Genomic DNA, 14,291 nt, shown 5'->3' with positions numbered 1-14,291 from the left:
CCCTGCCTCGGGTTCAGCGTATGCGGAAATCCCATGGCCAAGACCCTTCCCCACCCCCAGTTTGGACAACCGCGCGAGCCGAAGACCCCGGTGGGTAGGGGACGGGGGCTGGCGAACGTGCTCGACTCTGTCGCCGCCAGTCAGGGCAGATCGGTATTATTTCTGGCGATTGTTGGCCTGCTGTTCTTTCTGCCTGGTTTCTTCAACATCCCGCCAATCGATCGCGACGAGGCCCGTTTCGCCCAAGCGACCAAACAGATGGTGGAGACCGGCGATTTCGTCGACATCCGCTTTCAGGACGAGGTGCGTTACAAGAAGCCGGTCGGCATTTACTGGCTGCAGGCAGCAGCCGTCGAGACGGCGTCATCTCTCGGCCTGCCGCGCGCGCAGATCCGCATCTGGCTCTATCGCGTGCCCTCCCTGATCGGCGCGATTGGCGCGGTGCTTCTGACCTATTGGGCAGCGTTCGCTTTCGTAACGCGACGGGGCGCTGTTTTGGCCGGACTGATCATGTGCAGTTCGGTCCTGCTCGGAGTGGAAGCGCGGCTCGCTAAGACTGATGCCATGCTGTTGCTGACAATCGTTGCAGCGATGGGTGCGCTTGCGCGAATCTATCTGTCATCTCAACGGCGCGAGAACCCCGAGCATCCGTCCTGGATACATCCGGCGATCTTCTGGACCGCGCTCGCCGGAGGAATCCTGCTCAAGGGCCCGTTGATCCTGATGTTCGTGGGATTGACCATCGGGACCCTCGCCATACTCGATCGCTCTGCGTCATGGCTTTGGCGGCTACGGTCAGTCTGGGGACTAATGTGGATGCTTGTCCTCGTCATGCCGTGGTTCGTTGCGATTTTTCTCCGCGCAGGCGACACGTTTTTCACGCAGTCGATCGGCGGCGACATGCTGAGCAAATTTGCGGCTCAAGAATCACATGGAGCGCCGCCAGGCATATACTTCCTGCTGTTCTGGATTACCTTCTGGCCCGGCGCACCGCTCGCAGGACTGGCAGCGCCCGCGGTCTGGCGTACGCGGCGAGAGCCGGAGGTGCGGTTTCTGCTTGCGTGGCTGGTTCCGTCATGGATCGTGTTTGAACTCGTTTTGACGAAGCTGCCGCACTATGTGCTGCCGCTGTATCCCGCGGTCGCAATCCTGTCGGTTTGGGCACTGGAGCGCCACGTCCTGTCCCGATCATGGCTGACGAAAGGCACGGCGTGGTGGTTTGTCATCCCTGCGATGACCCTCGTGCTCGCAATCGTCGCGACCATTACCTTAACGCGTCAGCCGGTCTTCCTGGCGTGGCCGTTCGCCGCGGCGGCTTTGATTTCCGGCCTGTTCGCCTGGTGGCTCTACGATGACTATAACGCGGAACGCTCCCTGCTGAATGCGATTTTGGCAGCGCTATTCCTGAGCACTTCCGTTTACGGGATCATAGTCGCTGCGCTGACGCCATTATTCCCGAGTCCCGAAGTCGCGCGCGCGCTGCGAAATGTCGAATGTGTTGGACCGAAAGCAGCGGCGGCTGGCTACCATGAGCCAAGTCTGGTGTTCATGACGGGGACGTCGACGCTGCTGACCGATGGCTCCGGGGCCGCCGATTTTCTCAGCTATGGAAGCTGCCGGTTCGCGCTTGTCGAATCCCGTTCCGAAAGAGCCTTCGCGCAACGCGCCGAGGCGATCGGCCTGCGCTATAACGTTGCAACGCGCATCGACGGTTTCAATTTCTCACGGGGTAAGGCGATTTCGATCGCCATCTTCCGCTCTGAGGGAACGCGTTAGATATCGGGGTGGCCACACGACGTGGCGATAAGCTACCTTCGCCTTTTTATATGCCGGATATTGTTCATAAAATTTCGCGCGCCGAAACTTCTCATCTCAAAAGTGTTGCCCGCAACGCTTACGCGCCATAAGAAACGGACGCAGCTAGAGTCCTTCACCGCGTCACGGAAACGGTGAAAGACTCTGTCTTTTTGATGACGCGCTTTTTCACGCGAACCGGATTTCACTTCGCTCGAAAACGCTATAGGCCAGTTCTCGCGGGCTCTGATTAGCGGACCAATCGGACAATGAACGACGACATGTCCACCAGCACGACTGCGCCGACGATTTCCATAGTTGTGCCTGTGCGCAACGAGGCGGACAATATCGCACCCTTGATCGACGAGATCTCTGCCGCGCTCGACGGCCGGTGGGACTACGAGATTGTCTATGTCGACGACGGCTCCGCCGATGCAACCGCCCAGCGTTTGGCTACGATCATGACGCGGCGGAAGAATGTGCGCCAGATTCGTCACGAAAAGTCATCGGGCCAATCGGCGGCGGTTCGGACCGGGGTACGGGCCGCGCGCGGTTCGATCGTTGTGACGCTGGATGGCGACGGTCAGAACAATCCGGAATTTCTACCGGAACTCATAATGGCGATCGAGAAGGGTGAGGGCCGCATCGGTCTCGCCGCCGGCCAACGCGTCGGCCGCAAGGATACCGGATTCAAGAAACTCCAGTCGCGAGTCGCCAACAAGGTGCGAAGCCGAGTGCTGAGCGACGGAACGCGCGACACCGGTTGCGGGCTGAAGGCCTTTCGGCGGGAGGTGTTTCTGTCCCTCCCTTATTTCGACGGCCTGCACCGTTTCCTCCCGGCGCTGGTGCGGCGAGAGGGCTATGACATCACCTATGTCGACGTGATCGACCGGCTGCGACGTTCAGGCGTGTCGAATTATGGATTCTTCGATCGCCTGTGGATCGGAATCATTGACCTCGCCGGTGTGTGGTGGCTGATCCGCCGCAAGAAATCGACGCCCGTTGCAACCGAGGTAATGCGTCATGACTGACATCTTCGAGATGCTGACGAGCTATTTCTACGACGTGTTCGTAACCAATTTCGACGGCTGGGTCGTTCTCGGTTTTGTTGCGCAGGGTTTCTTTACCATGCGGTTCGTCGTGCAATGGATTGCATCTGAACGCGCACGAAAGAGCGTGATCCCCGTGGCGTTCTGGTTCTTCTCGATAGGAGGCGGGATTCTTCTTTTGGTTTACGCCCTTTACCGGCGAGATCCGGTGTTCATCGCCGGCCAGGCTCTCGGTCTCATTGTTTATTTTCGCAACGTGTACTTCATCATTCTCAATGGACGCCAATCATCGACGTGAGAAACAACAAAAAGCGCGAGGCAGAAGCCTCCGTCATTGCCTCGCGTTGAAGGCCTCGAAACCCCGATCGAGATCGGCCTTGAGATCGTCCACGTTCTCAAGCCCGATCTGTAGTCGCAGCGTGGGTCCGCCCGGCGCCCACTTTGTCGCAGTCCGATACGACGCGCAATCGAAGGGAATGATAAGGCTCTCAAAGCCGCCCCACGAGTAACCCATGCCGAACAGCTTCAGCGTATCGAGCAGCGCACTGACCGCTTGCTGCGGCGCGGGCTTGAGGACGATGCTGAACAACCCCGGTGCGCCGGTGAAGTCCCGTTTCCAGATCGCATGACCGGGATCGTCCGGCCATGCGGGATACAGAATCCTCGTAACTTCCGGCCGCCGTGCAAGCCACTGCGCCATGTTCATCGCGGCCTGTTGATGATGATGGAGCCTCACCGCAAGGGTGCGTAATCCTCGCAGGGTCAGAAACACGTCGTCGGGCCCAACGCATAGGCCGAGCAGGCGAATGGTTTCGGCGATCGCCGGCCAGGCTTTGGCATTGGCGGCAATGGTTCCGAACATGACGTCGGAGTGCCCACCGATGTACTTGGTCGCCGCCTGGATGCTTATGTCCACGCCTTGCTCGAGCGCGCGGCGGAAGAGGGGGGTTGCCCACGTATTGTCGTCGATCACAAGCGCGCCGCGGGCGTGCGCGGCGGCAGCGATCGCCGGAACGTCGGGCATCTCCAAAGACTGAGAGCCTGGAGCCTCCACCATTACCGCGCGGGTTTCCGGCCTGAACAGCGCGGCGATCCCCGAACCGATCAGTGGGTCGAAATAGGTGGTCTCGACTCCATAGCGCGTCAGAATCCCATCGCAGAATTGTCGCGTAGGACGATAAATGTTATCGCAGACCAGAACATGATCGCCAGCCTTCAGCACGGACAATAGCGCCGTAGAAATCGCAGACACCCCCGAAGGAACGAGGCCTATGCCTGCGCATTGCGGGCCTTCCAACGCCGCCAACGCATCCTGTAACGCGCGGGTTGAAGGGGTGCCGTGCCGTCCGTACTGGAATTCTCCGCGGTGGGCGTAAAGATCGCTGGCAGTCGGGTAGAGCACGGTCGAGCCACGAACAATGGGAGGATTGACGAACCCTTTTTGGGACGCCGTGTCTCGACCGGAAACGACCAGTCTGGTTTCCGCTCGAAGCGAATCCGTGGGTTTGTCGCCCTTCGACAAGGTCATATCTTCCCGCTGCTGAACCAGGCATTTTGCGCTTTCCGGATGGCCGTTCCGGAGTGGTCGGGTAGTAACAGGAAGGGAAAGACCCCCGTCAACCCCCACGTGTCGCGGAGCTGTACGTCAAATTTAAAACCCCACTAGCAACATATATTTGCTAGTGGCTCCTTGATTCCAACCTTCGCAAGGCGGATCGCGGAACGGATGCGGACGCTAGAGTCCACCGCTAGTCGTTCCGTGATGGAATTCAATCACTGCCGACCGAGGGTGGAGAGCCGCTGCGAGTTTCCATCTGCTCTCATCGGTTGATCGACGCAGTCCGTCTTTGGCCCGATTCTGGTGGGAGAAACGAATCGATTGGCCGCACTCAACCGAGCGACTAAACGGCACGAACTGACATTCCATTGACGTTCTTGAAAGGCATTGCCATGAAATGCATACTTGCTGCCATTTTCACCATCGCCGCTGGTATTTCATTACAATCGGCATCCGCACAGGAATCCGCGAAGGCGAAGACCACGCTCGAGGTAGTCAAGGAACGAGGCGTGCTGTCGTGTGGCGTGACTCAGGGGTTGCCAGGGTTCTCCACCCCTGACGACAAAGGAAACTGGACCGGTCTTGACGTGGACATCTGCCGCGCAATCGCGGCAGTCGTGCTCAACGATCCGAGCAAGGTCAAGTTCGTCCCACTATCCGCCAAAGACCGGTTTATCGCTCTACAGTGGGGCGACATAGATGTGCTGTCGCGCGATACGTCATGGACGCTCTCACGCGATACCTCGCTTGGAGGAAATTTCACCGGCGTGACTTACTACGACGGGCAGGGCTTTCTGGTCAGGAAATCTCTCAAGGTTAATTCGGCGCTAGAATTGAATAGCGCATCCGTCTGCGTTCAGACCGGCACCACGAGCGAACAGAATCTCGCCGATTACTTCAAAAGCAATAAGATGAAATACGAGGTTATCGCGTTCAGCACGGCCGACGAAACCATAAAGGCCTACGAAACCGGTCGATGCGATGTGTTTACGTCGGATATTTCACAGCTCTATGCCCAGAGGCTGAAACTCCTTAATCCCGCCGATCATGCGGTTCTGCCGGAGGTGATCTCGAAGGAGCCGCTCGGGCCGATGGTGCGTCAAGGCGATGATCAGTGGTTCGATCTCGTGAAGTGGACGCTGTTTGCGATGATCAACGCGGAAGAGCTCGGTATCACGCAGAAGAATGTTGGCGAGATGGCAAAATCGGAGAATCCGGAACTCAAGCGCATTTTCGGGACCGACGGCAATTTCGGCGAGCAGCTCGGCGTAACCAAAGATTGGGTCTCGCGCATTATCAAGGCCGTCGGCAACTATGGCGAAGCGTTTGATCGTAACGTCGGCGCCGGATCCCCGCTTGGCATCACACGAGGACTCAATAGGCTCTGGACGCAGGGCGGCATTCAGTACGCGCCACCGATCCGCTAGCGTCAGCGTCAGGAATGGCCGTCGCCCCCCGGAAACCGCCGCTGCAATTTTTTCTCAGGCTACGACGTGCGCTTGGCGGACGAGCCGGTTGGGGTGCGCTTGCATTGCAGGCTCTATTCGTTGCCGTCCTTATGTGGATCGGCTATGAGATCGTGGCCAACGCAAAAGCAAATCTGGAAGCGCAGAATGTCGCATCCGGGCTTGGCTTCATGTCGAATACCGCGGGATTCGGCGTTAGCCAGACCCTGATCCCATACTCCGAGACCGACAGTTATACGCGCGTTTTTCTTGTCGGCCTTGTGAATTCGCTCGTGGTCGCCGCAGTCGGCATTTTCTTCGCAACGATTATCGGCTTCATGGTGGCGCTCGGCCGGTTGTCGCCGAACTGGTTGATATCCCGCATTTCCGGCGGCTATGTCGAACTGGTTCGAAACCTGCCCTTACTGTTTCAGATTCTGTTCTGGTATCTCGCGGTGCTGAGGACGCTTCCCAGTCCAAAGCAAAGCATTTCGGTCATCAACGGCATCTTCCTCAGCAATCGTGGTCTTGTGGTTCCCAAGCCTGTCGGGCAGGAGGGGCTAATCGCGTTTGCCGTCGCAGTGGTGGTTGCGATCATCGGCGGCATGCTGCTGCGAAGCCATTCCCGTCGCAAGTTGTTTCGGAGCGGGCGAGCTTTGGTCGTATGGCCATACGCCCTTGGTCTGCTGCTCGGTCTTCCCGCCGCCGCGATGGTCGTTTTCGGTACTCCCTTCACATTCGAAATGCCGACTCTCCAGGGATTCAATTTCTCTGGCGGCGCGCGCCTGATCCCGGAGTTTGTCGCGCTAGCGGTTGCGCTCTCGACATATACGGCCGCCTTCATCGCGGAAGTCGTGCGCGCCGGGATTCTTTCGGTGCATAGGGGACAGATGGAAGCAGGCGCCGCGCTCGGGCTTTCGCGCAGATCGACGCTGCGATTAATCGTGGTCCCGCAAGCCATGAGGGTCATTCTGCCGCCACTGACTAATCAGTACCTCAACCTCACCAAAAATTCCTCGTTGGCTGTCGCCATCGGCTATCCGGAACTGTTCTCAGTGTTCGCCGGAACAACGCTCAGCCAGACCGGACAAGCCATCGAGATCCTCGCGATCACGATGGGCGTGTATCTGTTGATTTCGCTGGTGAGCAGCGGGATCATGAGCGTCTACTCCAGGCGCGTTGCACGGAGCGGGGGTGCATGAGCGTTCGGCCCGCACCATCGTTCGTACGCGCCGCTCTCGTTCCGGAACGACACGCACCCATCAGGACTACGAGCCTAGCCCGCGTTCTCTGGATCCGTCTGTTCAGCTCCCCGAGCAACGCGCTACTTACGTTAGCTGGAGCTGCGCTGCTATGGCTTTTCCTTGTTCCAGCAGTTCGGTTTTTCTTCATTGATGCGGTCTGGGAAGGTCAGAATCGAACGTCTTGTCTGGTTACCGATGCAAGTCAATCAATCGGGGCGTGCTGGCCGTTCGTCCACGCGAAGATCACCCAATTCATTTACGGCTTTTATCCAGAACCCGAACGATGGCGGGTAAATCTGACGTTTCTGCTGGCGGCCATCTTGTTGCTGCCGCTTCTCATTCCTCGGTTGCCGGCCAAACGTCTCAATGCCAGCCTGTTCTTCATCGCTTTCCCGGTCGCAGCTTTTTTTCTTCTCCACGGTGGAGGCATCACGGGATTTGGCGTGAGCTGGACCGCGGGGATTCTGTCCAGCTTGGCTGATAGCGTTGGTAATGCCGGGCGGCAGCTCGCCGCGTCAGGGGAAGTAGGCGAATTCGGTTCGATCTTGCGACTGTTGGGAAATACCGTTGCATCGATTGGCGATGCACTGAACTGGCTGGTGTCACCGCTGATCTCGCTCCGGGATTGGCTGCAGAGCTCTGATCAGCCGGTCTGGTACGATTTCGGTTGCACTGCTGCGATCGTTTCGCTGCTGCTCTTCCTTTTGAGCGGCGGCCTCCGTGCAGGCTCGGGAGCGTTACTCGCGAGCCTGACAACATTTGTCGGCATTGGCCTGGTTATCGCGGCAATGCGTCTCGATCGCGGCGGACTTCCGGTCGTCGATACCCGTCTCTGGGGTGGCCTGTTGGTAACGCTGGTGGTGTCGGTGACAGGCATCGTATCGTCGATACCTATCGGAATTGCACTGGCTCTAGGACGGCGTTCGACCCTTCCGCTGATCCGGATGTTCTCAATCGCTTTCATCGAATTCTGGCGCGGCGTTCCCCTGATCACCGTATTGTTTTTTGCGACCTACATGCTGCCGCTCTTCCTTCCCGGAAACTTCACCGTCGATGGGCTGGTTCGAGTCCTAATCGGCATAGCGCTGTTCGCCGGGGCGTATAATGCCGAGGTTATTCGCGGCGGTCTCGCGGCGATCCCGAACGGACAGGCAGAAGCCGCCCATGCGCTTGGACTATCCTATTGGAAGACCACCGGGCTGATCGTAATGCCGCAGGCGGTGCGGCACGTCATTCCAGGATTGGTCAACAGCTTTATCGCGTTGTTCAAGGATACCTCGCTGGTCTCGATCGTCGCATTGTTCGATCTGCTCGGGAGCTTGCGAGCTTCGTTTGCAGATCCCGCGTGGGCGACGCCAACCACGCTGTTCACCGGGTTCGCGTTCACCGGACTCATCTACTTCGCATTCTGCTTCAGCATGTCGCGATATTCCCTATTCGTGGAGCATCGACTGAACGCGCATCGACGAACCTAAGCTTTGGAAATATCAATGACAGATGCGAACGCCATCGTTTCCATCATCGGTCTCAACAAGTGGTTCGGCAGTTTCCACGTGCTGCGGGACATCGATCTCGACGTGGCCCGTGGCGAACGCATCGTCATTTGCGGGCCGTCAGGCTCCGGAAAGTCGACGCTGATCCGCTGCATCAACGCTCTTGAGGAGTTTCAGGAGGGTCGTGTCGTCGTCGATGGAATTGAGCTGGGCCCCAATTTGCGGCACGTCGACGAGGTGCGGCGCGAAGTCGGAATGGTCTTCCAGAGTTTCAATCTGTTTCCGCACCTCACAGTGCTCGAAAACTGCACGCTCGCTCCCATCTGGGTCCGCAATACTCCGAAGAAAGATGCCGAGGCTGCGGCAATGAAGTTTCTGGAACGCGTCAAGATACCTGATCAGGCCAATAAATATCCTGGACAGATGTCCGGAGGCCAGCAGCAGCGTGTGGCGATCGCGCGCGCGCTCACGATGAACCCCAAGGTCATGCTGTTCGATGAGCCGACGTCCGCCTTGGATCCCGAAATGGTCAAGGAGGTTCTCGACACGATGGTGGATCTGGCTAGAGAAGGCATGACCATGCTTGTGGTCACGCACGAAATGGGATTCGCCAAAGAAGTAGCTAACCGCGTCGTGTTCATGGATGAGGGACAGATCATCGAGTCCGATACCCCGGCAAGTTTCTTCGCCAACCCGCGACACCCGCGAAGCCAGCTCTTTCTAAGCCAGATTTTGCGATAAATCTGAGGAGAGTGATCTCATCAGCGTGTCGATTGTCGCAAAACCCCTGACGACGGACACTCGAACTGCCGTGCTCATGAGTGTTAGACAAGATTATGAATTCCTAACCGTTGCGAGCAAGAGTCTTCGTAGAATGATGCGAGATTGTTAAAGTAGCGATGACATATCGGCTGCGGTCAATGCCCTGCTGTAAGACATGGGGTCCAGTATGCGTACCGCAGTTTTCGTTTTCCTTCTCGCTATCTTGTCAATTTGCTCCAGCCTGCTTCAAGCCGAATCCTCTTCGTTGAGATATCTACCGGGTGAATGGTATCAGATAGCTTCAAACGCCGGAAAATGTGCTGATTGCCGCATTCTGATTGAAAGAAACGGAGAGGATTTCACCGTGAAGGCGAACAATGGATGGTCAGCTATTGTTCGACCAAGTTTTCAAGGTAAGCCGTTCGTGGCGGGGGAAGGAAGTTGGCCCCCAAACTACGGCGGCGTCTATGGAGGAAAAGCGTTCTTCCTCAATCTTGGGATGAAAGAAGACGAACTTCTTATGCTTATGACGGTGCCGGGCCGTAATGGCGAACTCCTCAACGTTAAAGCGATATTCAGAAGACAGACGGCCTCCGGGAAAGAATAGTCGTCTATTCGGATTGTATTGGTCGCACGAACATTCGCTCCCAGCCTAACCCGGTGCGAGGGGAATTTTTACGGTGCTTTGTCTCTCGAGCCATTGCGGCACGGGAAGGCCCTTGGAGCGCATAAAGTCCGGGTTGAAAAGTTTCGATTGGTAACGGTTGCCGGAGTCGCACAGGATCGTCACGACGGTGTGACCGGGTCCCAATTGGCGCGCGAGACGAATCGCGCCGGCGACGTTGACACCAGTCGAGCCGCCAAGGCAAAGCCCCTCATGTTCAAGCAAATCGTAGATGACGGGCACGGCCTCCTCGTCCGGGATGAGGTAAGCTTCGTCAACTTTAGCGTCGGCAATCACCGGCGTCACCCGCCCGAGCCCGATTCCCTCGGTAATCGAACCTCCCGCTGTCGGCTTGGCTACGCCGTTCTTGAACAACTCATACATGGCCGCCCCGCGAGGGTCCGCAACACCGATGACGATATCCTTCTTTTTTTCCCGCAGGAAAGCGCTCACTCCGGCCAGCGTGCCGCCTGTGCCGATCGAACAGATGAAGCCATCGACCTTGCCACCGGTCTGCTCCCAGATTTCGGGGCCCGTTGAAACGTAGTGCGCCTTGGGATTGTCGAGGTTATTCCATTGATCGGCAAACAGGACGCCGTTGGGTTCGGACTTACGCAGTTCGTCAGCGAGTCGCTTTGCGATGTGCTGATAATTATTCGGATTGCTGTAGGGGAGCGCCGGAACTTCGACCAGCTCGGCTCCGCACAGCCGCAGCATATCCTTCTTTTCGCGGCTTTGTGTCTCCGGGATCACGATCATCGTGCGATACCCGCGCGCGCTGGCGACAATGGCAAGACCAATGCCGGTATTGCCGGCCGTGCCCTCGACCACGAGGCCGCCGGGCTTGAGATCGCCGCGCCTTTCAGCTTCCAGGATCATCTGTTTGCCGGCGCGATCCTTGACAGATTGGCCCGGATTCATGAACTCGGCCTTGCCGAGAACGGTGCATCCGGTCGCATTTGAGGCGTGCTTTAACTTGATAAGAGGAGTATTGCCGATCGCTTCTACGACGTCGTTATCGATTCTCATGAGATGCAAAATTCTCATTGGGCTGTTGGAGGATTTCAAGACAACCCTAGTTGAGGGGCGAGGGAGGTACAAGGGAGCGTAGAATCGCATCTCGACAGAGAGACGGTCTCGGACCGAAAAATCCCTGCCGCCAACGGGCGGCCCCTCGCAACGCCGCATGAAATCTTCGTAAGATTGTTGGACACGTATGTAGCCTGAACTTCGAGAAAGGCCCTTAAATCGGGCCTTTTCTGATAAATCAGAGCAGTGACGCCTATGGAACGCATCTAATGTTCTTGGCTGGGCGGGACTGTCCGTCGCCTGTTCGTACAGCTAGAATAAGGACGATCTCAGAGAAAGTATGATTGCCGGTGGCCGCGTCGCTTTATTCCAGAAAAGGTTGGTACTGCGGCGCAGTGATATCATGTCAATACCTGTCGCCGTTTCTGTCTTCCCCCAGGGGGCCGGTGTGACTTTTTCGCCTGCTACGGCCTTTAGCCATCCTCAGAGATGCGCGGTGTGGATTTGGCGTTCCGCTATGCTTCTCCCTGTGTTGGCGGCGGCCGCGTTGTCGGCTGGCTGCATTCTGACGGCGGATATTCCGGATCCGGCGCTGGAGATCCCTAGCGGGTATAAGGCTGCGCAGACGACCAGGGCCGACGCACTGCCGAAGCTCGACTGGTGGCGTGGTTTTCGTTCTCCTGAATTGACCGGCCTGATGGAGGAAGCCCAGACCGTCAATCTCGATATCGCAGCGGCGGCGGCAAGGATCGTCCAGGCCGACGAGCAAGCCCGGATAGCGAGTGCGGCGCTATTACCGAGCGTCAGCATCGGGGGACAGGAATCCTATTTCCGTACGTCGGGGTCGAGCTTAAGCGGCCTGACAAATCGGGGCCGGGAGATCGTAAACTACTCAGGCACGTTGAGCGCCGCCAGCTACGAAATCGATTTCTGGGGCAAAAACCGCGATGCCGCGTTGGCCGCGGTCGAGACGGCCAGCGCCAGCCACTTTGACCGCGATGTGGTCGCGCTGACGACGCTCGCCAGCGTCGCGAATGCCTATTTTCAGGTCCTTGCCTCACAAGACCGGATTCGCGTCGCCGAGCGCAATATCGCCAGCGCCGTGCGTATCCTGGATGCACTCAAACAGCGGCTGAGTGCCGGTACCGGAACCGACCTCGACGTGGCGCAGCAGGAAAGCGTGTTGGCGAATCAGCGCGCGACCGTTCCGCCGCTTCGGCAGACGCTTGCACAGAACATCAACGCGCTCGCAACACTGGTGGCTCGCCCACCGGAAAGCGTGCAGGTCAAGGGCGGTTCGCTCAACCAGATCACCGCGCCACGTGTGACTCCGGGACTGCCGTCCGAATTGTTGACCCAGCGCCCGGACATCCGCCGTCAGGAGGCGCAACTCGCGTCGGCTACCGCGAATGTCGGCAGTGCGCGGGCGCAGTTTTTTCCGAGCATTCAGTTGACCGCGCAGGGCGGCTACCAGAGCCCGGCGCTTGTCGCGTTGTTCCAGCCCCAGGCGGCATTTTTCAACCTCGCCGGCGGATTGACGCAGCCGATCTTCGACGGCGGCAGAATCCTCGGCAATTTCGAAACCACGAGGGCAAAACAGGACGAGCTGCTTCAGACTTACCGCAAGACGGTGGTTTCGGCGTTCGCCGATGTCGACACTGCGCTGACTGCTGTGCGTCAGACCACCGAAAGACTGCGCCTGCAGCGGGAGGTCGTGGCAGCTTCGCGCAGGGCGTTTGAGCTCTCCGAGCAGCAGCTTCAGGCTGGCACCGCCGATATCATCATCGTGCTGAACACGCAGTTGACAATGTTTCAGGCGGCAGACGTCCTATCGCAAGCGCAGCTTGCGCGGTTACAGGCAATCGTGAGCCTTTATCAAGCCCTGGGCGGCGGTTGGGAGCCGAGGATCGAAAGGGCTGGCAATGCTCTTTAAACCGGGTCTCGACGAAACCGCGAAAGCAGCCGGCGAAAGGATACCTGGCCAGGCGGCGGCCGGCGGCCGGCGGCGGCCGGTGTGGATCGTCATTACGCTTCTGATCCTCGGAGGACTCGCCTATCTTGGCTGGATCGCGTTTGAGCAAACGAAGCGTGATGAAGGTCGAGAACATTCCGATCGTGCAATTCCCGTACTGGCTGCAACGCCGCGGATCCAGGACGTGCCGGTCTACCTCGACGGCGTCGGAACGGTGCGGGCTCTGAACACCGTTACTGTACGCTCACAGGTCAACGGCAAGCTGATCGCCGTCAATTTTACCGAAGGCCAGGATGTTCAGAAGGGCGATGTGCTGGGCGAAATCGATCCCGTGATCTACCAGGCCCAGTACGATCAGACAGTCGCGAAGAAGGCCCAGGACGAAGCGCAACTTGCCAATATGCTCCTCGATCTGAAACGCTACCAGCAGCTGGCCGTCTCCAATGCCGGTTCGAAGCAGCAGGCAGATACCCAGAAGGCGGTCGTTGCTCAGCAGGAGGCGCTGGTCAAGGCCGATCAGGCCGCGATCGACAACGCGGGAGCGATGCTCGGCTTCACCAAGATCGTCGCGCCGATTTCCGGTCGCGTCGGCTTGCGCCAGGTCGATCGTGGCAACATCATCAACACCACGGATACGACCGGACTCGTCGTTATTACGCAGCTTCAGCCTATCTCCGTCCAGTTTAGCCTTCCGCAACAGCAAATTACACGGGTGAATGCAGCAGCAGCCAAGGGTGCCATCGAAGTCGATGTATTCGGAAACGACGGCACAACAGTAGCCGACACGGGTGAGCTGATCGGTATTGATAATCAGGTCGATCCGACGACCGGCACGTTGAGGCTGAGAGCCAAATTTCCAAATGAGCATTTTCAGCTCTGGCCAGGCCAATTCGTAAACGTGCGGATCAAGGTTGAAACGCTATTACAGGCGACGGTGATACCGACGTCGGCGGTGCAGCGCGGTCCGCTCGGAACCTTCAGCTACGTGATCGGAGACGACGACATCGTAACGGCCAAACCAGTGACGGTGCAGCAGCAGGACGAAAAGGACGCTGTGATCGCCAAGGGAGTTGGTCCTACTGATCGCGTGGTCACGGCTGGATTTACCAATCTCTCCGACGGAGCAAAGGTGACGATCAGTCAGAACGATCAGGCGCCGACGGCCGATCTCGCGCCACAGAAGCGGCACGATGAGCACGGCGCTCGCCGAGGCGGCGACAACAGTGAGCGTCGCGGCAAGCGGAGTTCTGGCGGCGGATCGAAGGCTCGGCCATGATTCCG

12 protein-coding genes are annotated in these 14,291 nt (G+C 58.2%); 10 read left to right on the top strand and 2 right to left on the bottom strand.

The features are described 5' to 3' along the window. The first annotated feature begins 33 nt into the window (after positions 1-33). The 3 genes from ACZ5IL_RS13965 to ACZ5IL_RS13955 all read left to right on the top strand — a co-directional run bounded on the left by ACZ5IL_RS13965 (position 34) and on the right by ACZ5IL_RS13955 (position 3,141). Positions 34-1,776, top strand: coding sequence for an ArnT family glycosyltransferase (locus tag ACZ5IL_RS13965; RefSeq protein WP_464592320.1), 1,743 nt, complete (start codon positions 34-36; stop codon positions 1,774-1,776). Between the two features lie 287 nt (positions 1,777-2,063). Continuing rightward, entirely contained in the window at positions 2,064-2,825 is a 762-nt protein-coding gene (locus ACZ5IL_RS13960; RefSeq protein ID WP_464592318.1) for a glycosyltransferase family 2 protein, read from the top strand. Further along, the gene (locus tag ACZ5IL_RS13955) at positions 2,818-3,141 is read left to right on the top strand and encodes a lipid-A-disaccharide synthase N-terminal domain-containing protein (RefSeq protein WP_464592317.1); all 324 of its coding nucleotides are present in this window, start codon (positions 2,818-2,820) and stop codon (positions 3,139-3,141) included. The genes ACZ5IL_RS13960 and ACZ5IL_RS13955 overlap by 8 nt, the downstream gene beginning before the upstream one ends. Positions 3,142-3,174: 33 nt before the next feature. On the opposite strand, the gene metC is transcribed toward ACZ5IL_RS13955, so the two are convergent. After that, entirely contained in the window at positions 3,175-4,371 is a 1,197-nt protein-coding gene (gene metC / locus ACZ5IL_RS13950) for a cystathionine beta-lyase (protein ID WP_464592315.1), read from the bottom strand. 422 nt (positions 4,372-4,793) lie between these two features. On the opposite strand from metC, the gene ACZ5IL_RS13945 reads away from it, so the two are divergent. The 5 genes from ACZ5IL_RS13945 (at position 4,794) to ACZ5IL_RS13925 (ending at position 9,952) form a co-directional block, all read left to right on the top strand. Next, entirely contained in the window at positions 4,794-5,828 is a 1,035-nt protein-coding gene (locus ACZ5IL_RS13945) for an amino acid ABC transporter substrate-binding protein (protein WP_464592313.1), read from the top strand. A 14-nt stretch (positions 5,829-5,842) separates the two neighbouring features. Further along, entirely contained in the window at positions 5,843-7,048 is a 1,206-nt protein-coding gene (locus ACZ5IL_RS13940; RefSeq protein WP_464592311.1) for an amino acid ABC transporter permease, read from the top strand. Further along, the gene (locus ACZ5IL_RS13935; RefSeq protein ID WP_464592309.1) at positions 7,045-8,565 is read left to right on the top strand and encodes an amino acid ABC transporter permease; all 1,521 of its coding nucleotides are present in this window, start codon (positions 7,045-7,047) and stop codon (positions 8,563-8,565) included. Before ACZ5IL_RS13940 ends, ACZ5IL_RS13935 begins: the two co-directional genes overlap by 4 nt. A 15-nt stretch (positions 8,566-8,580) precedes the next feature. Continuing rightward, complete coding sequence (locus tag ACZ5IL_RS13930; protein ID WP_464592307.1) at positions 8,581-9,324, top strand: amino acid ABC transporter ATP-binding protein; 744 nt, start codon at positions 8,581-8,583, stop codon at positions 9,322-9,324. A gap of 208 nt (positions 9,325-9,532) precedes the next feature. Continuing rightward, entirely contained in the window at positions 9,533-9,952 is a 420-nt protein-coding gene (locus ACZ5IL_RS13925) for a hypothetical protein (RefSeq protein WP_464592305.1), read from the top strand. Between the two features lie 45 nt (positions 9,953-9,997). Here ACZ5IL_RS13925 and ACZ5IL_RS13920 read toward each other — a convergent pair whose 3' ends face one another. Continuing rightward, positions 9,998-11,038, bottom strand: a complete 1,041-nt coding sequence (locus ACZ5IL_RS13920; RefSeq protein ID WP_464592303.1) for a cysteine synthase A — start codon at positions 11,036-11,038, stop codon at positions 9,998-10,000. A 517-nt stretch (positions 11,039-11,555) separates the two neighbouring features. Here ACZ5IL_RS13920 and ACZ5IL_RS13915 point away from each other — a divergent pair. Continuing rightward, on the top strand, positions 11,556-12,971 hold the full coding sequence (locus tag ACZ5IL_RS13915) for an efflux transporter outer membrane subunit (RefSeq protein WP_464592302.1): 1,416 nt from the start codon (positions 11,556-11,558) through the stop codon (positions 12,969-12,971). Further along, positions 12,961-14,286 (top strand): efflux RND transporter periplasmic adaptor subunit, encoded by a 1,326-nt coding sequence (locus ACZ5IL_RS13910; RefSeq protein ID WP_464592301.1) that lies wholly within the window; start codon positions 12,961-12,963, stop codon positions 14,284-14,286. The genes ACZ5IL_RS13915 and ACZ5IL_RS13910 overlap by 11 nt, the downstream gene beginning before the upstream one ends. Positions 14,287-14,291 lie beyond the last annotated feature (5 nt).

The organism is Nitrobacter sp. CN101, assembly GCF_055390255.1.
This window is presented reverse-complemented; position numbering and strand designations above follow the sequence as displayed.

Coding starts and splice junctions, on each gene's coding strand:
- ACZ5IL_RS13945 (WP_464592313.1), top strand. CDS start 4,794: ATGAAATGCATACTTGCTGCCATTTTCACCATCGCCGCTGGTATTTCA.
- metC (WP_464592315.1), bottom strand. CDS start 4,371: ATGACCTTGTCGAAGGGCGACAAACCCACGGATTCGCTTCGAGCGGAA.
- ACZ5IL_RS13925 (WP_464592305.1), top strand. CDS start 9,533: ATGCGTACCGCAGTTTTCGTTTTCCTTCTCGCTATCTTGTCAATTTGC.
- ACZ5IL_RS13960 (WP_464592318.1), top strand. CDS start 2,064: ATGAACGACGACATGTCCACCAGCACGACTGCGCCGACGATTTCCATA.
- ACZ5IL_RS13940 (WP_464592311.1), top strand. CDS start 5,843: ATGGCCGTCGCCCCCCGGAAACCGCCGCTGCAATTTTTTCTCAGGCTA.
- ACZ5IL_RS13955 (WP_464592317.1), top strand. CDS start 2,818: ATGACTGACATCTTCGAGATGCTGACGAGCTATTTCTACGACGTGTTC.
- ACZ5IL_RS13935 (WP_464592309.1), top strand. CDS start 7,045: ATGAGCGTTCGGCCCGCACCATCGTTCGTACGCGCCGCTCTCGTTCCG.
- ACZ5IL_RS13965 (WP_464592320.1), top strand. CDS start 34: ATGGCCAAGACCCTTCCCCACCCCCAGTTTGGACAACCGCGCGAGCCG.
- ACZ5IL_RS13930 (WP_464592307.1), top strand. CDS start 8,581: ATGACAGATGCGAACGCCATCGTTTCCATCATCGGTCTCAACAAGTGG.
- ACZ5IL_RS13920 (WP_464592303.1), bottom strand. CDS start 11,038: ATGAGAATCGATAACGACGTCGTAGAAGCGATCGGCAATACTCCTCTT.
- ACZ5IL_RS13915 (WP_464592302.1), top strand. CDS start 11,556: ATGCTTCTCCCTGTGTTGGCGGCGGCCGCGTTGTCGGCTGGCTGCATT.
- ACZ5IL_RS13910 (WP_464592301.1), top strand. CDS start 12,961: ATGCTCTTTAAACCGGGTCTCGACGAAACCGCGAAAGCAGCCGGCGAA.